The sequence below is a fragment of the Microbacterium ulmi genome (assembly GCF_011759705.1).
Classification (GTDB): domain Bacteria; phylum Actinomycetota; class Actinomycetes; order Actinomycetales; family Microbacteriaceae; genus Microbacterium; species Microbacterium ulmi.
This window is the reverse complement of the sequence record NZ_JAAOZF010000001.1, coordinates 1868763-1894838: the sequence shown is the minus strand read 5'-3', so window position 1 is coordinate 1894838 and position 26076 is coordinate 1868763. Positions and strand designations below refer to the sequence as shown.

The 26076-nt window shown below is 71.1% G+C and carries 27 protein-coding genes; 7 read left to right on the top strand and 20 right to left on the bottom strand.

What is annotated here, in order from left to right:
* Positions 1-2 precede the first annotated feature (2 nt).
* The 15 genes from FHS08_RS09010 to pcaH form a co-directional block, all read right to left on the bottom strand.
* Positions 3-452, bottom strand: coding sequence for a MaoC family dehydratase (locus FHS08_RS09010; protein ID WP_167038185.1), 450 nt, complete (start codon positions 450-452; stop codon positions 3-5).
* The gene (locus FHS08_RS09005; protein ID WP_167038183.1) at positions 452-922 is read right to left on the bottom strand and encodes a hotdog family protein; all 471 of its coding nucleotides are present in this window, start codon (positions 920-922) and stop codon (positions 452-454) included. The genes FHS08_RS09010 and FHS08_RS09005 overlap by 1 nt, the downstream gene beginning before the upstream one ends.
* Before the next feature lie 87 nt (positions 923-1009).
* Entirely contained in the window at positions 1010-1504 is a 495-nt protein-coding gene (locus FHS08_RS09000; protein WP_167038181.1) for a MaoC family dehydratase, read from the bottom strand.
* Entirely contained in the window at positions 1501-1968 is a 468-nt protein-coding gene (locus tag FHS08_RS08995; RefSeq protein ID WP_167038179.1) for an FAS1-like dehydratase domain-containing protein, read from the bottom strand. Before FHS08_RS08995 ends, FHS08_RS09000 begins: the two co-directional genes overlap by 4 nt.
* Positions 1969-2084: 116 nt before the next feature.
* Positions 2085-2915 (bottom strand): thioesterase family protein, encoded by an 831-nt coding sequence (locus tag FHS08_RS08990; protein WP_167038177.1) that lies wholly within the window; start codon positions 2913-2915, stop codon positions 2085-2087.
* Entirely contained in the window at positions 2890-3771 is an 882-nt protein-coding gene (locus FHS08_RS08985) for a TIM barrel protein (RefSeq protein WP_167038175.1), read from the bottom strand. The genes FHS08_RS08990 and FHS08_RS08985 overlap by 26 nt, the downstream gene beginning before the upstream one ends.
* A gap of 45 nt (positions 3772-3816) precedes the next feature.
* Positions 3817-4539, bottom strand: coding sequence for an SDR family NAD(P)-dependent oxidoreductase (locus FHS08_RS08980; RefSeq protein ID WP_167038173.1), 723 nt, complete (start codon positions 4537-4539; stop codon positions 3817-3819).
* 31 nt (positions 4540-4570) lie between these two features.
* Positions 4571-5800, bottom strand: coding sequence for a CaiB/BaiF CoA transferase family protein (locus FHS08_RS16905; protein WP_167038171.1), 1230 nt, complete (start codon positions 5798-5800; stop codon positions 4571-4573).
* Between the two features lie 122 nt (positions 5801-5922).
* Entirely contained in the window at positions 5923-7104 is a 1182-nt protein-coding gene (locus FHS08_RS08970) for an MFS transporter (RefSeq protein WP_167038169.1), read from the bottom strand.
* 219 nt (positions 7105-7323) lie between these two features.
* Positions 7324-7734, bottom strand: coding sequence for a cupin domain-containing protein (locus tag FHS08_RS08965; protein ID WP_167038167.1), 411 nt, complete (start codon positions 7732-7734; stop codon positions 7324-7326).
* 288 nt (positions 7735-8022) lie between these two features.
* Complete coding sequence (gene pcaC, locus FHS08_RS08960; protein ID WP_167038165.1) at positions 8023-8418, bottom strand: 4-carboxymuconolactone decarboxylase; 396 nt, start codon at positions 8416-8418, stop codon at positions 8023-8025.
* Complete coding sequence (locus FHS08_RS08955) at positions 8415-9203, bottom strand: alpha/beta fold hydrolase (RefSeq protein ID WP_167038163.1); 789 nt, start codon at positions 9201-9203, stop codon at positions 8415-8417. Before FHS08_RS08955 ends, pcaC begins: the two co-directional genes overlap by 4 nt.
* Positions 9200-10570, bottom strand: coding sequence for a lyase family protein (locus FHS08_RS08950; RefSeq protein ID WP_167038160.1), 1371 nt, complete (start codon positions 10568-10570; stop codon positions 9200-9202). The genes FHS08_RS08955 and FHS08_RS08950 overlap by 4 nt, the downstream gene beginning before the upstream one ends.
* Entirely contained in the window at positions 10560-11120 is a 561-nt protein-coding gene (pcaG, locus tag FHS08_RS08945; RefSeq protein ID WP_167038158.1) for a protocatechuate 3,4-dioxygenase subunit alpha, read from the bottom strand. The genes FHS08_RS08950 and pcaG overlap by 11 nt, the downstream gene beginning before the upstream one ends.
* Complete coding sequence (gene pcaH / locus FHS08_RS08940) at positions 11120-11941, bottom strand: protocatechuate 3,4-dioxygenase subunit beta (RefSeq protein ID WP_167038156.1); 822 nt, start codon at positions 11939-11941, stop codon at positions 11120-11122. The genes pcaG and pcaH overlap by 1 nt, the downstream gene beginning before the upstream one ends.
* 117 nt (positions 11942-12058) lie before the next feature.
* Between pcaH and FHS08_RS08935 the strand changes: the two genes are divergently transcribed.
* A complete protein-coding gene (locus tag FHS08_RS08935) occupies positions 12059-12811 on the top strand; it encodes an IclR family transcriptional regulator domain-containing protein (protein WP_167038154.1) in 753 nt (250 codons plus the stop codon).
* Between the two features lie 157 nt (positions 12812-12968).
* Here FHS08_RS08935 and FHS08_RS08930 read toward each other — a convergent pair whose 3' ends face one another.
* The 3 genes from FHS08_RS08930 to FHS08_RS08920 form a co-directional block, all read right to left on the bottom strand.
* Positions 12969-13793, bottom strand: a complete 825-nt coding sequence (locus FHS08_RS08930) for an alpha/beta hydrolase (protein ID WP_208382247.1) — start codon at positions 13791-13793, stop codon at positions 12969-12971.
* Between the two features lie 89 nt (positions 13794-13882).
* The gene (locus FHS08_RS08925; protein WP_167038149.1) at positions 13883-14707 is read right to left on the bottom strand and encodes an alpha/beta fold hydrolase; all 825 of its coding nucleotides are present in this window, start codon (positions 14705-14707) and stop codon (positions 13883-13885) included.
* A gap of 129 nt (positions 14708-14836) precedes the next feature.
* On the bottom strand, positions 14837-17545 hold the full coding sequence (locus tag FHS08_RS08920) for a helix-turn-helix transcriptional regulator (protein WP_341800371.1): 2709 nt from the start codon (positions 17543-17545) through the stop codon (positions 14837-14839).
* A 524-nt stretch (positions 17546-18069) separates the two neighbouring features.
* On the opposite strand from FHS08_RS08920, the gene FHS08_RS08915 reads away from it, so the two are divergent.
* From FHS08_RS08915 to uxuA, 4 genes are all read left to right on the top strand, one after another.
* Positions 18070-18579 (top strand): sigma-70 family RNA polymerase sigma factor, encoded by a 510-nt coding sequence (locus FHS08_RS08915; protein WP_167038146.1) that lies wholly within the window; start codon positions 18070-18072, stop codon positions 18577-18579.
* Positions 18572-19609, top strand: coding sequence for a hypothetical protein (locus FHS08_RS08910; protein WP_167038144.1), 1038 nt, complete (start codon positions 18572-18574; stop codon positions 19607-19609). The genes FHS08_RS08915 and FHS08_RS08910 overlap by 8 nt, the downstream gene beginning before the upstream one ends.
* 36 nt (positions 19610-19645) lie before the next feature.
* Positions 19646-20866 (top strand): chromate efflux transporter, encoded by a 1221-nt coding sequence (gene chrA / locus FHS08_RS08905; protein ID WP_167038141.1) that lies wholly within the window; start codon positions 19646-19648, stop codon positions 20864-20866.
* 85 nt (positions 20867-20951) lie between these two features.
* Positions 20952-22160 carry a mannonate dehydratase gene (gene uxuA / locus FHS08_RS08900; RefSeq protein WP_167038139.1) on the top strand — a complete coding sequence of 403 codons (1209 nt, stop codon included), beginning with the start codon at positions 20952-20954 and terminating at the stop codon, positions 22158-22160.
* Between the two features lie 9 nt (positions 22161-22169).
* Here uxuA and FHS08_RS08895 read toward each other — a convergent pair whose 3' ends face one another.
* Complete coding sequence (locus FHS08_RS08895; protein WP_167038137.1) at positions 22170-23279, bottom strand: fatty acid desaturase family protein; 1110 nt, start codon at positions 23277-23279, stop codon at positions 22170-22172.
* Between the two features lie 198 nt (positions 23280-23477).
* The gene (locus FHS08_RS08890; protein WP_167038135.1) at positions 23478-23681 is read right to left on the bottom strand and encodes a cold-shock protein; all 204 of its coding nucleotides are present in this window, start codon (positions 23679-23681) and stop codon (positions 23478-23480) included.
* 494 nt (positions 23682-24175) lie between these two features.
* Here FHS08_RS08890 and FHS08_RS08885 point away from each other — a divergent pair, with 494 nt between their 5' ends.
* Positions 24176-25276, top strand: coding sequence for a fatty acid desaturase family protein (locus FHS08_RS08885; RefSeq protein ID WP_167038133.1), 1101 nt, complete (start codon positions 24176-24178; stop codon positions 25274-25276).
* Positions 25277-25316: 40 nt separating this feature from the next.
* Positions 25317-26063 (top strand): ANTAR domain-containing protein, encoded by a 747-nt coding sequence (locus tag FHS08_RS08880; protein ID WP_167038131.1) that lies wholly within the window; start codon positions 25317-25319, stop codon positions 26061-26063.
* The last annotated feature ends 13 nt before the right edge of the window (positions 26064-26076 follow it).

The following is a 26076-nucleotide window of genomic DNA, read 5'->3' as shown; positions in this document are numbered from 1 at the left end:
TGTCAGCGGTCGACCGTGACGGCGTAGTCGCCGACGGTCCGCTTGACGCCTTCGTCGTCGTCTGCCCACACCTCGAGCTCGAACCTGTCGGAGCCGTCCGGTTGCCGGGTGACGGAGATCACGCGAGCCCGGGGAGTGATCCCCTCGTCGACGTAGATCGGCCTGATGAACTTCGTGCGCAGGTGCCCGCGGGCGATCGCGTCGGCGCCGAACGTCGTGATGAGCATCGACGAGATCCAGTTGGCCGACATCATGCCGTCCGCGATCGCCGCCGAGAATCCCTGCTCACGGGCGAACTCGTCGTCCGTGTGGATGTTGGTGATGACCTCCCGGCGCTCGCCGGCGTTGGCCGTCATGAACCCGGAGCCGTACCAGAAGATGCGCTGGGCCGTCGCCACCTTGCGTGCGCCGGCGATCTCGGCGCCCGCCTCGAGAGTCTTCACATCGCCCATCAGGCTGCCGTCCCTTCGGTCTCGGGCTGATAGCGCAGCAGGGTCCGATCGCGCAGGATCGACACCTTCCGGCCGTCGACGGTGCTCGTCTCGAACTCGAACTGGATGAATCGCCTTCCGCGCTTGACGTACACGTCCACGACCCGCCCCGTCACCCGCAGGCGCTCGCCCACGAAGGCCGGGCTGAAGTTCTCGACCTCGAACTCGTAGTGGATGCGCCAGTCCGGCGCGTTGTTGCCCGCGATGCGCCGCTCCTTCGTGCAGCTCTCCTCGAGCACGCGCATCTTGTCGACGTGGGCCGCCGTGACGGTCCGCACCTGCCCGCCGAGCGGGTTCTGCGGGGAGTGGAAGAACTCCGTCGCGTCCTCGACCCCGTGCGCGTACTCGGACGCGATGAGATCCGTCAGTTCGTACTCGACCGGACGCAGGATGTCCCCCGCCTCAAGGTCGCTGATATAGCCGTCCAGCATTGTGCTCTCTCTTCTCCGAATCGCCAGAACGATGAACTCTCGATGAGCCGATCGGCTCGGGACCCGACGGGCCGGGCCCCGAGTCGGTCACGAGGCGGCGCGTTGCCGCACGATGTCCGCGATCGTCTCGTCGACGACGACGCTCGCGTCGCCGACCGTGAGCTTGGTGCCCTCGGCATCCTCGTTCCAGACCGACAGCACATAGCGCGTGCGCTGTGGGCCGTCGTCCTCGACCGCGGTGACCTCGGCCTTGCACGTGATCGGCGAGGGCACCCACACAGGCTTGATGAACTTCGTCCGAAGCGTGCCGTTCTCGATGTAGTGGTATCCGAAGCTGTCCCACAGCAGCGACGAGATCCAGTTCGTCGAGTGCATCCCGTCCGCGATCATGCCCGGCAGGCCTTGTTCCTTGGCGTACTCGGGGTTCGTGTGGATGTTGTCCTGGAACTCGTGAGGCACACCGGTCGCGGCTCCCAGCTGGCCCGTGCTGTACCACGTGACACGCTGCAGCGAGAGGGTGCGCACGGGACCGATCAGCACCTGGCCGACGGTGTAGCGGGGGATGTCGATCGTAGTGGTCATGCCGCGGCCTCCTCGACCTTCGCGTAGTCCAGCAGGGTGATGTCGTCGTAGGTCGTGACGAGTCGGCCGTCCGCCGTCTCGATACGGATCTCGTAGGCCAGGAACCGCCGGCCGCGCTTGACGTACTTGTCGGTGATCCGTCCGCTCACGACGATCTCCTCGCCGACGAACGCCGGCGAGTGGTGGACGGCGGAGTACTCGTAGTGGATGCGCGCGGCTTCGGCGCGCATCCCGGCGATGCGTCGCTCCTCGTCGCAGTTCGCCTCGAGCAGCCTCAGCTTGTCGACATGCACCATCGTGGGTGGACGCAGCTGACGCCCGTACGGGTTGGCGTCTGAGTAGTAGCACTCCGCCGTCTCTTCCACACCGTGGGCATAGACAGCGCACATGAACGAGGTGAGTACGTATCTCACAGGTTCGAAGACGTCGCCCGGTTCCAGATCTGCGATGGTCTTGTTCAGCACCGGCAGTACCCCCTCAGCGGGCCCGAGACCCGCGAATCCTCGTTGATTCGGCGACTTTGCGAGAGATCGCCGTCCGTGTGGTTACGTACCCACAGTAGGTGGGTCAACAGGCCATGTCAAGGGTTCTGTCGAGGCAGAATCGCCAGCTGGCGCGACATCCCCACGAGTCGGCCCGTCGAGTCCCAGAACTCGCCGTCCTCCTCCATGAAGCCGTCGGCGACGAGCCTCGAGCGGTACGAGCACGCGAGCCACCCCGGCGCCGGCACGGCACGCTGGTGCACGGTCAGCTCGACCGTGAGCACGCGCTGCTCGACGGCCAGGTCGAATGCCGTGCAGGGCAGGGCATCCGCCACGACAGGCAGAAGGAACCTGTCGGGCTCGGAGCCGTCCTCGGCCCGCACCCACGCAGACAGCACCGGTCTGCCGGTCGGAGTGCCCCGCGCCCACCCCACCGAACCCGGGTCGTACCGCGTGTCGAAGCGGGCGCGCACGTGCGCCGTCAGTCCCCCGGGCGTGTTCAGCACGAGGGGTGTGCAGTCGGCGATCGGAGCGAGAAGGATGTCGCACGGCTCGGCGTAGAGCGGCTCGGCCGGGACCTGCGGAAGGGTCCCAAAGACCGCGATGACCCGCACGCACTCGTCGCCGTCCTGAAGCATCCGGGCGACGCCTCGGGCCAGCGTCCGCCCGATCCGCATCGTCTCCACCTCGATACGCACGGGGCCGTGTGCGAGCGGACGCACGTAGTGCGCCGTCGACGACAGCGGATCGGGGAGGGGGAGGACTGCTGCGAGCGCTCGCAGTCCGAGCGAGAGGGCATACCCGCCGTTCGCGGCGTCCCCGATGCACCAGCCCAGCGAGACCTCGCCTTCGAGCACGCCGTCGTCCACCTGCCGGAGCCTCGAGTCGCGCTCGAGCGCGGACTCACCCATCACCAGGGGTTCTTTCATCGTCTCTTCTCCTCGTGCCGTTCATGTGGCCTCTGTCCGCCGCCGCAGCGGCGGGGTCTGACGGGTCCGGCGCCTCGGGGATGTACTCGAGCCCGACGAGCCCGCGGTATCCACCGGTCCCCAGGGCTGCCAGCACAGCGGGGATGTCGATCTCGCCCGTCCCCGGCGGGCGCCGGCCTGGCCAGTCGGCGAGCTGAACGTGCCGTATCCACGGGAGGGCGCGCGCTGCCGACACGGCCAGGTCGGCCTCCTGCGGGTACAGCTGGAACACGTCGAAGCAGATGCCGATCGGAACTCCGCACCTGGCTTCGACCGACGCGCACACGGCGATCGCCTCGCTGACCGACGACACGAGGTACCCCGGACCGTCGCTGCGCGACAGCGGCTCCACCATGACCCGCATGCCACGCTCGGCCGCCTTCTCGGCGACGAACGCGACGGCGTCGTCCGCCTGATTGCGCTGCTCGGCGAGCTCGACGCGTGGGTCGCGACGGCCGTAGAGAAGATTCAGGAGCGAGCACCCCACACGCTCGGCGAGGTCGAGAGCGATCGGCGCATGCCGTCCGAGGCGGTCGCGCCCGCAGAACAGCGCAGGCAGACCCCGCTCTCCGTCCGCACGCGAGCCCGAGGAGAATCCCAGGCTCGCCACCTGCACGCCCGCCCGCTCGACCGCGAGGCCGAAGCGCTCGACGTCACCCGACGAGGGCGTCTCGTCCGGCGCGAACGGCCACCACGTCTCGATGTGTGCGAACCCGTCCGCCGCTGCGGCGTCCGGCCGTTCCCGCAGCGGAAGGGCGCGGTACAGCGTCGAGATGTTGCCGCTGAGTCGCTCGGCCGGCCACCCGACGTCGATCATGCCGCCGCGCGGATACGCGATCGGCGGGATGGACCTGGCACGTCGTCACTCCTCTTCGGTGGCGCCGCGCAGCCGGTGGATGAGTGTGCGCATCGTACGCGGCTGCTGCAGGACGAACCCGATCGCGCGCGCGACGTCGTCGGCCTGGAGCATGTCCTTGAGCTGCGGCGAGGTGGACGTGCGGCCTCCGCCCGGCTGCATCGCGAACTCCGTCACGACGCCGCCGGGACACACGGCGGTGACCCGGATGCCCTTCGTGAACAGCTCGCGATCCAGACCCTGCGCGAGGCCGATCTGCGCGTGCTTGGTTGCGGCGTACACGGCCTCGTTTCCACGAGCCGTCGTTCCCGCGACGGAGCTGACGATCACGACATCCCCTGAGCCCTGCGGGAGCAGGCGCCGCACCGCGGCGCGCACGGGCCAGACCGTCCCGGCGACGTTGACCTCGAGCATCTCGCCCAGCGTCTCGTCGTCGTGGTCGAGGATGCTGCCGTAGTAGCCGATCCCCGCGTTCGCGACGAGGCCGTCCAGCCGGCCGAACCTGTCGACGGCCGCCTGCACGAGTCGCTCGGCGTCGGCGGGGTTGCGCACGTCCATCTCGACGGCCAGCGCGCGATCCTCGCCGAGCTCGGCGACGAGCTCGGCGAGCCGATCGATCCTGCGTGCGCCGAGCACGACGCGGGCGCCGAGACCCGCGAGCTCTCTCGCTGTGGCGGCACCGATGCCTGCACTGGCTCCCGTGATCGCGACGACATAGTCCTTGAGCACTTCGCTCTCCCTTCGTTCGGTCCGCTGCGGGTCAGGCGATCGCCCCGACGGCGCGGAGCTCCTGGACGGCCTGCTCGTCGTATCCGGCCTCGGCCAGCACGGCGTCCGTGTGCGCGGCGAGCGCAGGCGGGGCGAGCCGCGCGGTGACGGGCGTGTCGGAGAACTCGAGGGGCGTCTGGATGAGCCGCGCGACGCGCCCTCCGGGAGCCGGCATGTCCACATACGCATCGATCTCCTCGAGGATGGGATCGCTCGCGATGTCGGGGATGTCGTTGACGGGCACGCACGGGACCCCGGCCTTCTCCATCCGCTCGAGGACTTCCGCAGACGTGAACCGGACGGTCGTGGACCTCAGCAGCTCGACGAGGTCCGTCCGGTTGGCGTAGCGATCCTTGAGCGTCGCGAACCGCGGGTCCGTCCCCGCCTCGGGGATGCCGAGGCCGGCGGCGCAGCGGTGCCACATGTCGTCGTTCGCCGAGGTGATGCACACCCAGCCGTCCGATGTCGGGAATGCCTCGTTGGGCAGGCCGAGCCGGTTCGCGGTGCCCCAGCGCCCAGGGAGACGCCCCGTGAGCCAGTAGTCCGTGAGGAAGTGGTTGATGTAGTTCAGCTGCCCGCCGAGCATCGATGTCGCGACCTGCTGGCCCCTGCCCGTCACGTCGCGATGGTGGAGGGCGGCGAGCACGCCGACGGTCGCGTACATTCCCGCCGTGAGATCGGCGACGGACGAGGGATTGCGCACGGGCCCCCCGTCGGCCTCACCCGTGATCGCGAGAAGTCCGCTGAACGACTGGATGGACAGATCGTTCGCGGCGCGCCTCGCCATGCGTCCCTTCGAGCCGAACCCCGAGATCGAGGCATAGATGAGTCCGGGGTTCTCGCGCGACAGCTCCTCGTAGGACAGGCCCAGCCGCTCCATGACGCCGACACGGAAGTTGTGCAGCAGGATGTCGGCGCGGGCGGCGAGCCTCCTGATGACGTCGCGGCCTTCCGTCGACTTCGCGTCGATGGCGATGCTCCGCTTGTTCCGGTTGTGCGCGAGGAACGGGGCGCCCGGGCCGACCTCGCCCTCGTCGACGCCGTAGTCACGGCTCTCGTCGCCGCGGCCGAGGCGCTCCACCTTGATCACGTCCGCGCCGAGGTCGCCCAGCAGCTGAGCGGCGAAGGGCCCGGAGAAGACCCGCGTCAGGTCGAGGACGACGATCCCCGCGAGTGGGCCGATCGGCCTGTCGGTGTTCTGCGAGTTGGCGGTGGTTGCCATTCCTGCGACTCTCCTCTGCCCCGTTGCAACGAGTCATCCCGTTTACGAATACGTATGCAGGATACCTGATCCCGACCCCTCCGCGCACCTCCGATGACGAGCGGTCTCGGATGCCGGGGAGCCTAGACGCGACCCAGCGGGCGAAGGGCCAGTGCCGCGGCGACGGCGCAGGCCGCGAGCGCGAAGACCACGCCGCCCCAGCCCACGGCGCCGAAGACGACCCCCAGCAGCCATCCGATCGTGGCCGACCCAGTCTGCGAGAGCAGCTGATAGAGCGCCGTCGCCTGCGCCCGGCCCGACTCCGCGACCTGTCCGACCAGACCCGACGCCATCGCGTGGCCGGAGAACGTCCCGATCGTGAACAGCGCGAGCCCGACGACGACCCAGGCGACGCCGTCGCAGAGGGTGAGGAGCGCTCCCACGAGCAGGAGCGCATGGCCCATGAGGATGACGCGCCTCCTGCCGACGCGTGCCGCGAACCTGCCGGAGACCGCGGTCGCGACGGCGCCGAGGGCGAAGACGACGAAGACGTAGTTCGTCGCGCGGGGCGAGACGTCCAGCGGCGGCGTCTGCAGGCGGAAGCCCACGTAGTTGTACATCGACGTGATGGCTCCCATGAACAGCAGCCCCTGCACGTACAGGCTGCGCAGCCGGGGGTTCGCGAGGTTCACGATCACGCGGCGCGTGAGCTGCCGCACAGTCAGCGGCGCAGGGGTGAACCCACGCGGCGCGGGGACGACGAAGACGAAGACGATCCCTGAGATCAGCGTGAGGACGGCGACGGCGCCGATGCCCGCGTGCCAGCCGTATGCCTCGCCGATCGTCCCCGCGAGAACGCGTCCGATGAGCCCTCCGATGGAGTTGCCCGCCACGAACGTGCTCGCCGTCGCCGTGATGTGGGCCCGGTCGATCTCTTCCGCGAGATAGGCCATCGCGATCGCCGGCAGCGCCGCGAGCACGCAGCCGAGCGCGAACCGCAACGCGATGAGGGCCTCGAAGGTCGGCGCCAAGGGCGTCATCAGGCCGATGACCGACGCGCTCAGGATCGACACCTTCATCGTCCGCACGCGCCCTACGCGGTCGGCGATGTGCGACCAGGGCAACACGGCGACGGCGATGCCGAGCGTCGTCGCCGACACCGTCAGCGCGGCGGTCGCCGGAGAGACGCCGTACTCCTCGACGAGCTGCGGGAGGACTGCCTGCGCGTCATAGTTCTGGGCGAACGTCGCGAAGCCCGCGAAGAACAGCGCCGCGACCAGTCGTCGATAGCCGGACTCGCCCGGACGGTGCGCGGGCGGGTTCACCTCTCTTCGACCGGCGCGAGCCAGCCGACCGGCGCGCCGCCGGCGCCATCGTGATGCGGCGCCGCGGTCACGCGGACGGCGCACCGCGGCGCGGAGAGTGCGCGTGGGCTGAGATCCGGCTCGTGTGGCATCCTCGCCATCCTCTCGTCGTCCGCGGGCGATTCACGCCGAATACGTATTCAGAGGATAGCGGCTCGGCTCCTCGTCGCGATACCCCGGTCAGCGGCCCCCCATCTGGTCCTCGGGCGTGAGGTGCTCGACCGTGATGCCGGTGTCGGCGAACGTGCGCGTCACGTCGGGACGGTTGTAGATCCAGAGGATCTTCATCGGGACCTCGCCCGTGTTGTGGTAGCGGTGGAACGTTCCCGCCTCGACGTACGCGGTGTCCCACTGCGTCAGCGACGTGCGCTCGCCCTCGACCTCGACGAACCCATCCCCCTCGAGGATCAGCACCTGCTCGTCGCAGTTGTGCGCGTGCAGCGGCGCCCCCGCGCCGACCGGATAGACGCTCATCCCCGTCGCGACCTTGGCCGCGCCGCCCGTCGAGTGCGACGTGATGAGGGGCCAGGTCCTGACCGCTCCGCCTCTGTCCAGGACCTCGATCTCGTCGAACTTGATCACCGTCGGCATGTGAGTCCCTTCTCAGCGACGCGGCGATCGCCGCGAGGTGGCCGACCGCGCCGGTCGACTGAATCATGATTCACATCATCGTGCTGCCGTGGACGGCCCGCCGCAACCGTCGTGCACGGATGTGCGGTCGCCGCGGCACCGCGCGGACGCCTGGCCGATCCGATCCGCGTGGTCGTGCGCTGCCGGCTCCCGGCGCCCGGATCCCCTCGGCGAGGTCCCCCACGGCATGAGCTCCCGCTCGGCCCCGCCGGCGTCGAGCGCACCGCGCCGCGGGGGCTCGCGCCGCGCTCAGTCGTCCTCGCGGAGCACCTCGTTCGCGATGCGGAACGCCGAGTTCGCGGCCGGCAGGCCCGCATAGACCGCCGACTGCAGGATGACCTCCGTGATCTCCCCCGCCGAGAGGCCGTTGCGCAGCGCGGCGCGCAGATGCATGGCGAGCTCGTCGTGGTGGCCGAGTGCGATGAGCGACGACAGGACGGCGATGGAGCGCGACCTCCTGTCGAGCCCGGGCCTGGACCAGACGTCCCCCCACGCGACCCGTGTGATGAAGTCCTGGAAGTCCGCGGTCAGGTCTGTCGTCTCCGCGATCGAGCTGTCGACGTGCTCGCCGCCGAGCACGACCCGCCGCAGCGACATCCCCTGCTCCCAGCGCTCGGCATCGGACAGGCCTTCGTTCGTGGTCATGGTGTGGTCCTCTCCTTGGAGTCGAAGAACGCGAGCAGCGCGTCGGCGACGGCCTGCGGCTGCTCGGCGGGCGGCAGATGCGACGCCCCTGCGATGCACCCGACGGCGCCGCGCCGGACGCCCGCCGCGATCTGTGCGGACTTCGCCTCGGGGGCGACCTCGTCGTACTGCCCCCACAGGGCGAGCGTCGGCGGCTCGATCTCGCCGAGCCGGTCCCGGACATCGAAAGCGGCGAGCGCCTCGCAGCACAGCGCATAGCTCTCGTCGTCGGCGTCCTGCAGCGCGTGCAGGAGCCTTCCCGCCAGCTCCGGCTCGCGCTGGATCGACTCGGGCGCGAACCAGCGCTGCGCCGACGCGATGATGACGCTGGAGGTGCTGACGACGCGCACCTTCGCGGCGCGCTCGGCCCACGACGCGGGATCGCCGAGCTGCGCCCCCGACGCGATGACCGCGGCGGCCGAGACGAGGGCCGGATGCCGCAGCATGAGCTCGAGTCCCGTGGCGCCGCCGAGCGACACGCCGGCGTAGCGGACGCGGTCTGCGCCGAGACCGGCGGCGGCCGCGGCGACGGCGTCCGCGAGCTCGCCCACCGTGAACGGAGCGCTCACCGGCGGCGACGCCCCGTGCCCCGGGAGGTCCCATGCCGCCACGCGGCACCTCTCGGCGAGGAGCGGCACGACCTTCCCCCACAGGATCGTCGACGTGCCCAGCGACGGGCCGAGCAGCACGAGCGGCCCGCGTGCCGCCCCGACGGGCTCGGTCACGGCGATGGCGGGGACGGTCACGGGCGGATGCCGTCCTGCCGCGCCCTCCGCACGGCCTGCTCGACGAGCACGCCCGACAGGCCCGCGTAGGCGGTCGGGTCGAGGAGATCGGCGAGATCGAGCCCCGACGCCTCCGGCAGCGCCCGGACGAGGTCCCTCAGATCGGCGCCGGCGACGGCGTCCGCGACGAGCGCGTCGAACCGGTCCCTCCCGATGAGGGGGACGAGCACGATGGAGAGCCGCTCGCTCACGACGAGCCCGCCCGTGAGCCCGAGGTTCGCGCGCGCGCGGTCGGCGTCGAGCGTCAGCCCCCGCGCGAGGCGCGCGACCGCGGCCGACGCCCCGAGGGCGAGCCGCATGAGCTCCTGCAGCGCCGGCCACTCGGCATGCCAGGCGCCGTCCGGGCGCTCGTCGACGGCGAGCCCGGCGGCGAGGTGCAGCTGCGCCGCGAGGCCCGGGGCCCGCAGCGCGGCGGAGCGCACGAGGACGGCGTCCACGGGATTCTGCTTCTGCGGCATCGCGCTCGACCCGCCGCCCGCGGCCACGGCGGCCTCACCCACCTCGGTGCGGGCGAGCTGTGCGACGTCGCTTGCGACCATGCCCGCGGCCGCGACGACGGCCGCGAGCGCGTCGCCGAGCTCCGTGACGGGCCAGCGGTCGGTGTGCCACGGGGCGTCCGGAGCCTGCAGCCCGAGCTCGTGCGCGTACAGCGCCGGCAGTCGCGCCGCCGCGTCCGCTCCGAACAGCGCGACGAACGACGCGAGCGTGCCGCCCGCGCCGCCGAGCTGCGCGGGAAGGCGGGCGGATGCCTCGGCCAGCCGTCGCCGTGCGTGCAGGACCGCGCGCAGCCAGGTCGCGGCCTTCAGGCCCAGGGTCGTCGGGACGGCGTGCTGCGTGAGCGTCCGGGCGACGGCGGGGTCGTCGCGATGGGCCTCGGCGAGCGCGACGAGCGACGAGGCGGCCCAGCGCAGCTCCGTTCCCACGGCGCCGGCCACCGACGTGCCGAGCGACATGAGCGCCGTGTCGAGGATGTCCTGGCTCGTCGCGCCGCGGTGCACCCAGGTCGCGGCATCCGGGTCGATCCGCGCAAGCCGCTCCCGGAGCAGCGGCAGGAACGGCAGGACGGGGTTGCCCCCCTCGACCGACGCGTGCGCGAGCGCGGCGAGATCGATCCCGTACCACGGCCCCGCGGCGGCGCGGTACGCGGCATCCCGCACGTGCGCGGGCGCGAGCCCCGCCGCGACGAACGCCCGCAGGAGCGCGAGCTCGGCGCCCGCGAGGTGCTCGACGACGGCTCGATCGGATGCCGCATCCCCCGCGCCGGCCGTCACGGGCGACAGGAGCCCGGCGTCGCGCGGCGTCTCCCACGGCGCCCGATCAGAACTCAAGGAACACGGTCTCCTTCTCGCCCTGCAGCCGGATGTCGTGCCGCAGGTACCCGTCGGGGGTGCGCGTCGCGATGAGCGTAGCGCGGTCGCCGGCGTCGAGGGAGGCCAGCAGCGGGTCGGCCGCGAGAAGGCCTGCGTCGTCGGGCAGATAGATGCGCGTGTGGAGCTTGTCTGGGAGCCCCCGCGCGTAGACCACGACGGCGAAGAACGGCGCCTTGCCCGGCTCCGCGCCGGGATCGCGCGTCCAGAACTCGTAGCGGCCGTCGTCGTTCGTGAAGGCACGGCCGAACCCCGTGAAGGTGTGGTCGTCGCGATGCAGCGACCCGCGTGCGCGCGGGATCGTGCCGTCGCCGTCGGCGCTCCAGATCTCGATCATCGCGTCGGGGATCGGCGCGCCCGCGCCGTCGAGGACCGTGCCGCCGAGGACGATCGCGCCCGGGGAGTGCGGTGATGCGACCTCGTGCATCCTCGGGTAGGCGGTGCCGAACGCGAAGAACGGTCCGACGGTCTGCCCCGCCGTCGGGGTGTGCGGACCGGCGTGTGCGGGCATCAGAGCTCCCCCTCCCCGGGCTCGGTCCACGTCGCGTCGGGGCCGCCGACGACGATGTCCCACCGGTATCCCATCGAGAGCTCGGGCACCGTGAGGTCGTGGTCGTACTCCGACACGAGCCGGTCGCGATCCTCCTGGCGCCGGATGGTGTTGTAGATCGGGTCGAGCGCGAACAGCGGGTCGCCGGGGAAGTACATCTGCGTCACGATGCGCTGCGTGAAGCCGCGTCCGAAGACCGAGAAGTGGATGTGGGCGGGGCGCCACGCGTTCACGTGGTTCTTCCACGGATACGGGCCGGGCTTGATCGTCGTGAACAGGTACTCGCCGTCGTCGTTCGTGATCGTGCGGCCCGCTCCCGTGAAGTGCGGATCCAGCGGAGCGGGATGCTGGTCGCGCTGATGGATGTAGCGGCCCGCCGCGTTGGCCTGCCAGACCTCGATGAGCTGGTTCGGGATCGGCCTCCCCCATGAGTCCAGGAGGCGTCCGCGCACCGTGATCCGTTCGCCGAGCGGCTCGCCCGCATGCTGCAGCGTGAGGTCGGACTCGATCGCGCCGACGTCGCGCTGGCCGAACGCCGGCGACCACAGCTCGATCGTCTCGGGGTCGACGAGGCGGGGATCCTTCGTGGGATGCCGCAGCAGGCTCGATCGGTACGGGGGGAAGTCGCGCACCGTCGCGGGCAGTCTCTCCCCCGCGGCCTCCCGGCGCGCGCAGTCGGCGTGCAGGGCGCGGATCTCCTGCGTGATGACGTCCTGCGACGCCTGGTCGGGCGCCGCGAGCAGCGATTCGGGTGCCGCGGGGGCCCTGTCGGCGATGGGCATGTGGTGTCTCCTTCGACGCCGGTTCGACCTTCCGATATCGTGCTCCGAGCCACGCCGCGCACTCCATCCGTTCCCATTCATCGAGAACATTCGCACGTCGCCTGCGACACTGGGCGCGTGGCCAACTCCCCCTCCGGAGACTCGGCGATCGACCGGCTCATGCGGATCCTCGAGACGTTCACGCCCGTCCGGACCGTCCAGACGACGGCCGAGATCGGCCGCCGCGCCGGGATCCCCCGCTCGTCGGCGCACCGCATCGTGGGCGAGCTCGTCGATGCAGGCCTGCTCGAGCGCGACGACGAGCGCGGCATCCGGATCGGGATGCGGCTGTGGGAGCTCGCGACGCGGTCGTCCCGAGCGCTGCGGCTGCGCCACGCGGCGCTCGCGCACATGGAGCGCGTGCAGGCGCACGTCCGCGAGCACACGCACCTCGCGATCCTCGAGCAGGACGAGGCGCTGCTCGTCGAGCGGCTGAGCGGACCGGAGTCGGGCGCGAACATCACGCGCATCGCGGGGAGGCTGCCCCTGCACGCCTCGTCGTCGGGGCTCGTGCTGCTCGCCTTCGCCGACCGCGAGCTGCAGGATCGGATCCTCGCCGGGCGGCTCGCCGCCCTCACGCGCGAGACGATCGTCGACCCCCCGGCGCTGCGCCGCAAGCTCGCCGAGATCCGCACGCTCGGCCATGCCGTGGCGCCGGGATCGTTCGACGACGTCTCGACCGGCGTGGCCGTCCCCGTCCGCGACGAGACGGGGCACGTCGCGGCGGCGCTGTCGGTCGTGCTCCCGCGCGGGGCGCAGACACCCGCAGCCCTCGCGCAGCTGCTGCGCGCGGCACGCGACATCGAGCGGGAGCTCGGATACCGGCGCTGAGCGCCGCAGCCGACGACGAGCCGCACGTCGCCGCCGACCCGCACTCGCCACTGCTCCACGACGCGCCGCCTCCCGCCCCGGCCGCCATTCCGGGATCGGCACGACGAGACGGCGAGGGGCGGACGGCGCGTCGCCGTCCGCCCCACGCCGCGTCAGGTCACTTGACGGCCTGCTTGATGAGCGCGAGCACCTTGAGCGGCTGGCTCATCATCGGCACGTGCGAGCTCTTGACCTCGACGACCTTCGATCCCGCACGCTTCGCCATCGCACGCTCCGCCTCCGGCGGGATGATGCGGTCCTGCGAGGCGACCATGTACCAGCTCGGGATCGTCTTCCACGCGGGCACGCCCGACGGGGTCACGAGCGACGCGAAGGCTCCGGGCCGCTGCGTGGCCGCCATGTTCCTGGCGACGATCTTCGGCAGATCCTGCGCGAACAGGTCGGGGAAGAACGCGGGATCGATGTAGGCATCGGCATCCCCCTCCGCAGCCCCCGGGAAGGGCCTGACGACGAGGTGCTCCGTGACGGACGCGTGCCCGCCGCCGAGTTCGTTCGCCGCCGCGACCGACTCGCCCTCGGCCAGCGCGTAGGCGGCGATGTACACGAGCGACTTCACGTTGGTGTTGCCCGTCGCGGCGTTCGTGATGACGGCTCCGCCGTACGAGTGTCCGACGAGCACGATGGGCCCCGCGATCGTCCCGAGGAAGTCGCGAAGATACGCGCTGTCGTACGTGAGGCCCCGCAGCGGGTTCGAGAACGCGATGACGGAGTAGCCCTCCGCCTGCAGCGCCGTGCCGACGACGGCCCATCCGCTCGAGTCCGCGAACGCTCCGTGGACGAGGACGATCGTGGGCTTGAGCGCCGGCGGCCGCCCGAGGGATGCCGTGTCCGCCGACGCGGGGAGCGCCGCCGTCGCGACGAGGAGTGCGAGGGCGGTCGCGGCGGCCGTGGCGAGCGCCGCCCGGCGGGTGTGTCGTGTCATCATGAGTTCCTTTCGTTTGTCTTCCCCCGAGGTGAGGATGGACGACAGCCCGACTCAGGCGAGCCGCGCTGTGACGTCGGCGTGGGCGTTCACTCGTCGACGAACGCGAGCAGGTCCGCATGCAGCCGCACGCGCTCCGTGTCGGGCAGCCCGTGCGCGCCGCCCTCGTACACGATCAGACGCGCGTCGGCGATGAGCTGCGCCGAGAGCCTGCCGCTGATCTCGAACGGCACGATCTGGTCGTCGTCGCCATGGATCACGAGGGTCGGCACGTCGATCTGGGCGAGGTCGGGTCGGAAGTCGGTGGCCGAGAACGCCGCGATGCACTCGTAGGCGTTTCGTGTGCCGGCGGCGAGCCCCTGCAGCCAGAACGCGTCGCGCGTGCCCTGCGCGACGTCGCCCGCCCGGTTGTTGCCGAAGAACGGCCCATCGGCGAGGTCGCGGTACAACTGCGACCGATTCGCCGCCTCACCTGCCCTGATGCCGTCGAAGACCTCGATCGGCAGGCCGCCGGGGTTGTCGTCGGTGCGCAGAATGAGCGGCGGAACAGCCGACACGAGGACGAGCTTCGCGATACGGTCCGAGCCGTGGCGCGCGATGTAGTGCGCGACCTCGCCTCCGCCCGTCGAGTGGCCGATGAGCGTCACCCCCGTGAGGCGGAGATGCTCGATGAGGCACGCGAGGTCGTCGGCGTAGGTGTCCATCTCGTTGCCGTCCCACGTCTGCGTCGACCTGCCGTGACCGCGGCGATCGTGTGCGATCGCACGATGGCCGTGCTCCGCGAAGAACAGCGCCGTCGCCTCCCACGCATCGGAGTTGAGCGGCCAGCCGTGGCTCAGGAGGACGGGTGATCCGCCGCCGCCCCAGTCCTTGTAGAAGATCTGCGTTCCGTCGTCGGTCGTGACGTAGGGCATGGCATCCTCCTTCGCTTCGGCGCCATGCTGTCCCACGGAGACGGGCGCCCGCATCACGTGCGACGCGTAGTCCGCACGAGTGCCGTCGCACGTCGCACCACGAGCGCGGGACGATGCCGCGGCACGGTCCTACGAGCGCGGGAAGTGCTCTGCGAGCTGACGCCGGGAGGTGACGCCGAGCTTGCGGAAGACCTTTCGGAGGTGATAGTCGACGGTGTTCGAGCTGATGAACAGCGCAGACCCGATATCGGCGTTCGTCGCGCCCTGTGCCGCGAGACGCGCCACCGCGGTCTCCTGCGATGTCAGCGGTCCGACCACCGCGGCGGACTCGTCCGGCTTCGCACCGGCCGCCGTCAGCTCGCGACGCGCACGCTCGGCGAACGCATCGGCCCCGACCTCCGTGAAGACGTCCCGCGCCGCCACGAGCTGCACGCGCGCGTCTGCGCGACGGCGCACGCGCCGCAGCCACTCGCCGTAGACGAGCCGGCTGCGGGCGCAGTCACCGCGATGGGAGTGGGTGTCGAGGGTCTCGATCGACGCGAGGAAATGCCGTTCGGCGTCTGCGTCGTCGGCGAGCAGCGCCGCACACCGTTCCGCGAGGCCCGTCACCCAGGTCGTCCCGCTCGCGGCCGCGTATCGGTCGATGGTGGCCGCGGCCGCGCGCGCCGCCGCCCGGTTGTCGCTGCGGACCGCCGCCTCGACGAGCTCTGCGAGGTGGTGATGACTCGCCTGGAGATAGGGCCGGCGGATGAGCCCCGCGAGGCGGTCGAAGGCGGAGTGGTATTCGCCTTCCGCGATCTCCCTGATCCCGAGTGCGCCCACCGCCATGCGGACGACACCTCCGTAGCCGCTCTCCGACATGGCGTGGACGATCTGCTCGACGACGGCGCGCGGACCGCCCTGCCAGGCGAGATATGCCGCATTGACCGTCTGCTCGTCGGCGTAGCCGAGCGCGCGTCGCAGCTCCTCCGCCTGTGCGAGGTGCTCGCCGGCCCTGCGGGGGTTGACGCGCGACAGCTCGACGGCGCTGAGCACCCACAGGGCGCTGTCCACCTCGCGCAGCGCGCCCCTCTCCGTCCCCGCCCGCACCGTGCGGGTGAGCAGCCGCGACGCCGCGTCGCAGTCCCACAGCGCGATGCAGGGAGAGACGGCCAGGGCGCTGACCTCGAGGAGATCGTCGTCGTCCATGGCGTCGAGCATCGCCACGGCTGTGCGCAGCAGCGGCACGGCGACCTCGTACTCCTCGAGGGCGAACGCGCTCGTCGCGCGCAGGACGACGGCGCACGGGCTCTCGACGTCGCTGGCGGCCCGCATCCGGATGGCGAGCTGCTCGAGATCTGCGCCGATCGCGCGGTCCTCGACCGTCATGCTGGAGTTGAGTGCGATCAGCAGAGCCTTCTGCTCGCGGTCGGGCGCCAGCCCGTGGAACGCATCCGCGGCGCAGAGCAGCGCCGCGAGCCCGTCGCGCACCGTCAGGGGGTCAGCGAGATAGACGGCACACATCGCCTCCACGACGAGCAGGCGCCCTCGGCCGACGGGATCGAGTGCGGCGCGGTCTGCGCGCGCGAGCAGCTGCCGCGACAGGACGCCGGCACCCGCTGCGATGGCCGCTTCCGCCGCGGACACGAACCTCTCCGCGCGCAGCGTCGGTTCCGGCGACAGCGCGGCTGCCCGCGCGAGCAGCCGAGCTCGTGAGGCGAACCCGCCGCGAGCCCCGGCGAGGTCGGCGACCGCTGCGAGCTCTGCGGCGACGCCCGCGTCCGGACCACCGCACGCCGCGGCGGCATGCCATGCCGCGAACTCCCGCCGCCCGCGCGCGGAGGTCTCGATGCACAGTGCGGCGTGCGCGGCGCGTCGATCGGCATCCGTCGCACCGTTGTACACGGCGGAGCGCACGAGCGGATGCCGGAAGCGGACCGTGCCCTGGATCTCGACGAGGTGCAGGGCCTCGACCTCCCCCGACGCCGTCGGGGGAAGACCGAGCCTTGCCGCCGCGGCCCGGACGACGGCGGCATCTCCCGTCGCCTCGGCCGCGGCGACGAGGACCCACCTCCGCGCATCGTGCGAAAGCGTGGCGACACGAGCGGAGTAGTGGGCCTCGAGGCGGCGACCGAGGGGGACGGGAGAGTGCGCGATCGACACCGCCGTCAGCTCCTCGATGCTCCACTGGGCGCCGAGCTCCCGCAGCGCGAGAGGGTTCCCGTCGGTGAAGGAGACGAAGTCGGCGACGACCCCGGGATCGATCTCCCCGTCGACGGCGTCGCGCAGCACGGCCGCAGCCGACTCCGCGTCGAGACCCGCGAGCTCGAGCCGGGGTACTCCCGCGAGCGAGCGAGCCACTGCCTCGTCCTCGCGGGCGGCGAACAGCATTGCGACGGACTCCGCCGACAGCCGACGTGCGACGAACCCGAGCACGTCGAGCGATTCGCCGTCGAGATGCTGCGCATCGTCGACGACGCAGACGAGCGGCTCGTCGTCACCTGCTCGAGCGAGCAGCGACAAGATGCCCAGACCGACGAGGGCGCGTTCCGGAGCGGGGCCTTCTGCCAGGCCCGTGGCAACGCGCAGGGCTTCGCGCTGAATCGGAGCAAGCTCGTTCACGTAGGGAGCGAGGGGTCGGCAGAGCCGCTGCAGGGCCGCGTACGGGAGAGCCGCCTCGACCTCATAGCCCACGATCCGCAGGATCCGCACCGCCGTCAGCCGATCGAGCACGGCATCCATGAGGGTCGTCTTCCCCACTCCGGGGTCGCCGTCGATGAGCACGGCACCGCTCGCGCCGTTGCGAGCCGACGCGACCAGAGCGCGGAGCGTCTCCCGCTCCACCGCTCGCCCCAGCACTCGATCGGTACTCGCTATGCGGCCCACGGTAGTGGAGCGGAGCGTTCGGGTGAAGGGCCGGCGCTACACGGCCCGCCGCGCCCCGAAGACGCCGGGGACGGCGACGAGCGCGCCCGCGCAGGCGGGGCATCTCCAGCCGCCCGGCACGTCTCGCATCACGATGCCGCACGACCGGCATCGCGGCTGGGGGGCCTCGAAGGCCGCATCGAACCCGGGGTCGTACGCTCCGAGCGCCCGCAGGCGCGTGATCGACGCCGAATGCGGACGCGACGCCGCCGCGGCGTCCGGCCCCTCACCGGCCATCGACGTCGTCTCCCGTCATGGTCGCGTCCTTCCATCGAGTGCACACGGCTCTCCTGCCTGTCAATGTCGCGGGGGCCCGCATCCTGACATGTCCGGCACGCGGTGTCAGGATCCATGCGCATCGCGCATCTCCAGACGACGGAGCGCGGGCGAGGTGTGGACAGTCGGCGCGCGGAAGAGCGGGGGTGTGAGAGCATGACCGGACGTACTCCTGGGGTTCGGTGGACAAGCGCATGCACGACGGCTTCGACGCGTTCTTCCGCGCGCACTACGCGGCGGTGTGGCGCTACGTCGACCGGCGACTCGGATCCGCGTCCGCCGACGACGTCGCCGCGTCGACGTTCGAGCTCGCCTATCGCCGGCTCGATCCCGCGCATCCGCATCCCGTCGGCTGGCTCTTCCGCACGGCGTCGAACCTCATGAAGGCCGAGATGCGCCGGAGCGACCGCGAGCGACGGGCCGCGCGGGAGGCCGAAGTGCTCCGCGCGCCCTCAGAGGGCGACCCGGAGCTGGAGACGCTGACCACCCTGCTCGAGCGGCTCCCCGCCCCGCACCGCACGGTGCTGCAGCTGACCTACTGGGACGGGCTCTCGGCGGCCGACGTCGGGGTCGTCCTCGGCTGCTCCGAGCAGGCCGTGTGGAAGCGGGTCAGCCGCGCGAAGGCGGCGCTGCGCGCCGCGTGGCCGACGTCACCCGCGACGACGTGGAAGGAGGCGATGACGAATGCCTGAACCCGCGACGACGGACGAGGCTCTGGACCGGCTGCTCTCGCTCTCGAACCCGTATCCCCCCGCTCCCCGCGGTCTGTCGGCGCGGGCCGAAGCCGACCTCGCCCGCATCACGAGCGCGCACGCGCCTGAGCCGGCCCGCTCACGGCTGTGGACGTGGGGGCTGTCGCTGCCCGCCGTCGCCGGCGCGCTCGTCGCGCTCGTCGTCATCATCGTCGCGAACCCGTTCACGGCCTCGGTCCCCGCAGCGGCGATGGGGCTGCGGCCGCTCGCGATCGCGGCGAGCGACCTCGACCGCGGCGAGGCGATCGACCGGGCGCAGACGCTGCTCGCTGAGGGGCACGGCATCACCGTTCCCCTGCGGGAGGCGACGACGGTCGCCTGGTATTCGCACGTCATGATGGACGGCCCCGACAAGGGCGCCGTCATCTCGCCCGAGGTGACCTCGATGACGTGGGATGCCGACGCCATGACGGCGCACATCGTCGTGGAGTCGGGCGAGCCGTACCGCACCGACGGGGGTGAGATCCCGACTCGCGAGGACCTCTCGCCGCCCGGGACGATCCTGCGCGACGACCACATGGGCGCCGAGGCGCTCACCTACGAGGGACCCGACGGCCCGCTTCTGTTCCCCACGGCCAGGGAGGGCAGCGGCGTCGACTTCTACCGCGGCGTCTTCCAGGAGCTGACGGGGCAGGCGGACGTCACAGGATTCGACGTCCTCACGGGCATCGACGATCTCCTCGGGATGTGGACGCTCACCAACGAGCAGCACGGCAGCCTTCTCGAGATCCTCCGCGAGCACCACGACATCGAGTTGCTCGGCACGACCCGCGATCGGGCGGGCCGCGATGCGATGGCCTTCGGCGCGCTCCGGGCGAGCGGGGATCAGCGCGTCGTGCTGCTGGTGTCGACCGAGACAGGCCGCATCATCGGGTCGGAGTCGATGTACCTCGGCGACGACCCGGACGTGCCCATCCCGTCGGGGTCCGTCATGAGCTATCAGCTGTGGGAGATCCCCCGAGACGACTAGTGCCGCGCCGCGCCGCCCGTGCGCAAGGATGTCGGTGTGAGGACGGATGCCGCGGCGCGCGTGGGACGGGGCGGCCCGTCGGAGGTGTTCCTCGCGTTCCTCCGGCTCGGCGTCACGTCGTTCGGCGGCCCGATCGCTCACCTGGGCTACTTCCGCGAAGACCTCGTCGTGCGACGGCGCTGGCTCGACGACCGCGAGTACGCCGACGTCGTCGCGCTGTGCCAGTTCCTCCCCGGACCCGCGTCGAGTCAGGTCGGGTTCGCGCTCGGGCTCCTGCGGGGCGGCGCGTGGGGCGCGATCGCGGCCTTCGTCGCGTTCACGCTCCCTTCGGCCGTGCTCATGGTCGCGTTCGCGTACGGGTCGACGCTCCTCGGCGGCGACGTCGCCGGCGGAGTCCTCGCGGGTCTCGGGATCGTGGCGGTCGCGATCGTCGCCCAGGCCGTCTGGGGGATGGCGAAGACCCTGACGCCCGACCGCCGCCGCGCCGGCATCGCGCTCGTCGCCGCCGTGTGCGTCGTCGCCGTCGCGGGATCGTGGGGCCAGCTCCTCGCGATCGCGCTCGGCGCGGTCGGAGGCCTGTGGCTCTGCCGCGGATCGGCCGCCGAGACGGCGGGAGTCCTCCGCTTCGGGGTCACGCGCGCGGCCGGAGGCCTGTGTCTCGCGGCATTCGGCGTGCTGCTCGTGGGTCTCCCGCTGCTCGCCGCGGTGACGGCATCCGGCGCGATCGATCTGTTCGACGCGTTCTTCCGCGCGGGGGCGCTCGTCTTCGGCGGAGGCCACGTCGTGCTGCCCCTCCTGCAGTCGGGAGTCGTCGAGCCCGGCTGGGTCGGCGCGCAGGAGTTCGTCGCCGGCTACGGCTTCGCGCAGGCCGTGCCGGGGCCGCTCTTCACCTTCGCCGCGTACCTCGGCGCGCTGTCGGACGTCGGGCCGGGGGGCATCGCGGGGGCCGCGATCGCTCTCGTCGCGATCTTCCTCCCTGGCCTGCTCCTGCTCGTCGGCGTCCTCCCGTTCTGGGACTCGCTCCGCGCACGCCCGTGGGCACGAGCCGCCATGCGGGGCGCGAACGCGGCCGTCGTCGGCGTCCTCGCGGCGGCGCTGTACGACCCCGTCTTCACGACGGCGGTCACGAGCCCCGCGGCCTTCTGCCTCGCGCTCGTGTGCTTCGCGTCGCTGGTCTCGTTCCGCCTCCCCGCGTGGGCGGTCGTCGTGGTCGGCGCCGTCGGCGGCGGCATCCTGACGCTGTTCGGGGCGCTCTGACGGGCGCTGCCCGCACGTACGGGCATATCGTCGTGGAGGACGGGCGGCCGGCTGCGGCATCCCGCACCCTCTCGAAAGGCAGACCGTGGAACACACCTGGCGCTGGTTCGGGCCGAACGACCCCATCACCCTCGCCGAGATCCGTCAGACCGACGCGACGGGCATCGTCACGGCGCTGCACCACATCCCGAACGGCGAGGTCTGGCCGATCGACGAGATCCGTGCGCGCAAGGCCGAGATCGAGGCCGCGGGCCTGACGTGGTCGGTCGTCGAGTCGGTGCCGGTGCACGAGCACGTCAAGTGGGGCGGCCCCGAGCGCGACCGCGCCGTCGCGAACTACGCGCAATCGCTGCGCAACCTGGGCGAAGCCGGACTGCAGACGGTCTGCTACAACTTCATGCCCGTCATCGACTGGGCCCGCACCGACCTGCGCTGGGCGCTTCCGACGGGCGGCTATGCGCTGCGGTTCGACTTCATCGAGCACGCCGCGTTCGACGTGTTCGTCCTGCACCGCGCGAACGCGGAGGCCGACTACACGGCCGACGAGCTCGCGCGTGCGCGCGCGCTGTACGAGAGCCTCGACGCGGACGCGCTCTCCGTGCTCGCCGGCACCGTCATCCGGGGTCTTCCGGGATCGGAGGAGTCGTACGACCTCGACTCGCTGCGCGCGGGGCTCGCACGCTACGACGGGATGACCGCCGACGACCTCCGCGGCAGCCTCGGGGCGTTCCTGCGCGACGTCGTTCCCGCGGCGGAGGACGCGGGCGTCCGGCTCGCGATCCACCCCGACGATCCGCCGCGGCCGCTGTTCGGACTGCCCCGCGTCGTGTCGGACGCCGACGACGCGCAGTGGCTTCTGGATGCCGCGCCGTCTCCCGCGAACGGCCTCACGATGTGCATCGGCTCCTACGGATCCGTGCCGACGAACGACGTCGTCGAGATGACGCGGCGCTTTGCGGATCGCATCCACTTCGCACACCTGCGCAATGTCACGATCGAGGCCGACGGCAAGAGCTTCTACGAGGACGGCCACATCGACGGCCGGAGCGACATGGTCGCGGTCGTCCGCGAGCTCGTGCTCGAAGAGCGCCGACGCGCGGCCGCCGGCGATGCCGCCGCCGTCATCCCGATGCGCCCCGATCACGGCCACACGCTGCTCGACGACCTGCAGCGCCGCACGAACCCCGGCTACTCGCTCATCGGCCGTCTGAAGGGCCTCGCGCAGCTGCGCGGCGTCGAGCTCGCGGTCGAGTGGGGAATGGATGCCGCGGCGGCGCCGGAGCCCGCAGCCTAGGGTCGCGGCTCAGACGCGCCGGTACTGCGCCGACACGGGGCAGTCGAAGGGGTCGCGGGCGGCGAGGCCCACGCGGTTGAGGTAGTCGATGACGATCGCGTACGACTTCACGAGGCTCGTCTCGGTGTAGGGGACGTCGAGCGTCGCGCAGTAGTCGCGCACGATCTCGCGGGCCTTCGAGAGGTGCGGCCGGGCCATGCTGGGGAAGAGGTGGTGCTCGACCTGGTAGTTGAGCCCGCCCATGAGCCACGTCGCCCACCATCCGCCGCGGACGTTGCGCGACGTGCGGACCTGCTTGCTGAAGAAGTCGAGCTTCGCGTCGTGCGCGATGATCGGCATCCCCTTGTGGTTCGGGGCGAAGGACGCGCCCATGTACACGCCGAAGACGGCCAGCTGCACACCGAGGAACGCGAACGCCATGCCGAGCGGCAGGAACACGAAGACCGGCACGATGACGACCGCGAGGCGCAGGATCACGAGCGACAGCTCGAGCCAGCGGCCCTTGATCTCCTCCTTCGAGAAGAGCAGGTGACGGATGCCGAGGAAGTGCAGGTTGAGGCCTTCGAGCGTCAGCAGGGGGAAGAACAGCCACCCCTGCTTGCGCGTGATGAGCCGGCGAAGGCCCCGCGCCTTCGCGGCGTCCTCGTCGAGGAACGAGATCGTGTCGACCTCGATGTCGGGGTCGCGCCCGACGCGGTTCGGGTTGGCGTGGTGGCGCGAGTGCTTCGAGTCCCACCACGAGTAGCTCATGCCGACGATGCCGGCCCCGATGAAGCGGGCGAGCCGGTCGTTGGCGGGTCCGGTCGAGAGGATCTGACGGTGCGCGGCCTCGTGGGAGAGGAAGGCGGCCTGCGTGAGCAGGATGCCGAGCGCGCCCGCCATGAGCAGCTGGAACCAGCTGTCGCCGAGCAGGACGAATCCCGTGACGACGCCGCCGAGCGCGAGCACGATCGCCGTGCCGACGGCGAGGTAGAACCACGGGGTGCGCTGGAGCAGCCCCGTCTCCCTCACGACCTGCGAGACCTGCGTGTACGCGCGTGCGACGGGCGGGAAGTCGCCCGTCCCGGCATACGTCTGGCGGACAGGGCCGAGTGTGGATGCGACGACAGGAGTGGTCATGGCTGCTCCTCGGGTCGGCAGAAAGACCCGAGAGCCAGACTGTGGTGGAAGAAGCGGCCGGCGGCCGCCCTCATTCGCGACTCTACGCGCGAGCGGATGCCGCGCGCGGTATGCGAGGCCGATGCACAGGTTGCGGGCACGCGAACGCCGTGGGGCGGACCGGAATGCAGCCCCACGGCGTGTTGTGTGCGGTGACGATCAGACTGCGCGGATACGCGAAGCCTGAGGACCCTTCGGTCCGCGCTCGACGTCGAACTCGACGCGCTGCGCCTCTTCGAGCGAACGGTAGCCGTTCCCCTCGATCGCGCTGAAGTGGGCGAACACGTCGGGCGTCCCGTCCTCGGGCTCGATGAAACCGAACCCCTTCTCCGCGTTGAACCACTTCACGGTTCCAAAAGCCATGGATTCCTTCTTTCTAGATATGGGACGGCGAACGCCGCCCCTGGATCCGGGCCGACGACGCCGGCACGGAAGAGAGGGCCGCAGGCGCGGATGCGCGAGCGGGGAGTGTACGCGGGGTGTTCACGCGAACAGTCGGGGAAGAGATGAGATGAATTCGATTCCTGGGGCAACCAGCCCGAAGCGCGATGGCGCGGAACGCTGCAGATTGAGCGGAGAAAGTCTACGGTTGTGACGATGACCCGGAGCCCGCGATTGCCGACTCCTCAGACAGACTATCGTGTTTCGCCGTCGATCTCGCCCTCCGCGTGCGATTCGTCTGCGGCGACCGTCATCCTCCCGTGCGGCGCGGGCCCTCCACGGCCGCGCGTCGCGCTGTGAAGCTCCTGCGAAGCACGCCCCGCAGCGTCGCCCGAGCGATACGCTGAAGCCGATGTCCCAGACCCCGACATCCGCGGTTCGCGTGTTCGCGCGACCGGGAGCGATCGGGGCGGATCATGGCAGGCGATCTCACACAGACCGCACCCGCGACGGGTGCCGTGCGCGCTGGGCGCGCGACCAACAGTTACACGGAGCTGTCGAGGATCATCACGGCGAGCGGCCTCATGCGGCGCCGCTACGGGTACTACTGGACCAAGCTCATCGGCGCGCCCCTCGTGCTGGGCGCCGTCGTCGCGGTGTTCGTCCTGGTGGGCGACACCTGGTGGCAGCTGTTCACGGCGGCGGTGCTCGCTGTCGTCCTCACGCAGATCGCGATGCTCGGTCATGACGCGGCGCACCGCGAGATCTTCGTGTCGGGGCGGTGGAACGACTGGATCTCGATCCTCCTCGGCGATCTGCTCGTCGGGATGAGCTACGGCTGGTGGCAGCACAAGCACACGCGCCATCACGCGAATCCCAACAAGATCGGCGCGGACCCCGACATCGAGCTGCCCGTCATCGCGTTCACCCCCGAGCAGGTCCAGCGCCGCGTCACGCGCTACGGCAGCGCCGTGGCGTGGCTCATGGCCCACCAGGGTGCGCTGTTCTTCCCGATCCTCCTGCTCGAGGGGCTCTCGCTGCATGCGTCGAGCGTGCGGCGAGTGCTGTCGCCGGAGCCGCTGCGCAGGCGCGCCGTCGAGATCGGCCTGCTCGCGTTCCGTCTCGGCGGCTACCTCGCGCTCGTGTTCCTCGTGCTGTCGCCGGGGATCGCGGCGACCTTCCTGGCCGTGCAGCTGGGGCTGTTCGGGCTGTACATGGGCCTGTCATTCGCACCGAACCACAAGGGGATGCCGCTCGTCCCCGCCGAGGTCAAGGTCGAGTTCCTCCGGCGCCAGGTGCTCATGAGCCGAAACATCCGCGGAAGCCGACTGCTGGACGTCGCGATGGGCGGGCTCAACTACCAGATCGAGCACCACCTGTTCCCTTCGATGCCACGCCCGCACCTCCGGCGGGCCTCGGGGATCATCAGGGCGTACTGCGCCGACCAGGGCGTCCGCTACACCGAGACGGGGCTGTGGGAGTCGTACCGGATCGTGACGCGCTACATCAACAGGGTGGGGCTCGGCGAGCGCGACCCGTTCGACTGCCCCCTCCTTCAGCAGCGCCAGACCGTGTGACCTGTCGCAGAGGCGGGCTGCGCCGTAGAATCGCGCCGACATGGATGCGAGCCGCGAGGGGAGACTCGTCGACGCGTTCGTGAATCTGGCCGACACGCTCGTGGCAGACTACGACGTCGTCGATCTGCTCAGCACGCTCTCGGAGCTGAGCCGTGACCTGCTCGCGGCGACGGATGCCGGCATCCTCCTCGCGGGCGCGGAGGGACGGCTCGAGGTGGTCGCGGCATCCAGCGAGCGAAGCCACCTCATCAGCCTCATGCAGCTCGCGGCGGACGAAGGGCCGTGCGTCGACGCGTACCGCACGGGCGCGATCGTCGCAGCGCACGGATGGGCCTCGATCTACGCGCGGTGGCCGCAGTTCGCGACGTCCGTCCGGGAGCTCGGCTACGAGTCTGTGCTCGCGGTGCCCATGCGCCTGCGAGCCGATCGGCTCGGATCGCTCAACCTCTTCTACGACCACGACCGCCCGGCCTCGGAGGAGGACGGCAAGGCCGCTCAAGGGCTCGCGGACGTCGCGACGATCAGCATCCTGCATGAACGCGCGCTCAAGGACCGGACGATCTCGCGCGATCAGCTCCAGCGCGCGCTCGACAGCCGCGTGCTCATCGAGCAGGCGAAGGGGATCATCGCGCACTCCGAGAACGTCGACATGGACGAGGCGTTCCGCCGGCTGCGCGAGCGGGCGCGCAACGGCCGCGAACGGATCTCCGAGGCCGCGCGCGAGCTCATCACGCGGTCGCTGTCGGGCGAGACGGGTGAGGGGCGGCCCAGCGCTCCGGGCCACTGAGACGTCGCGCTCG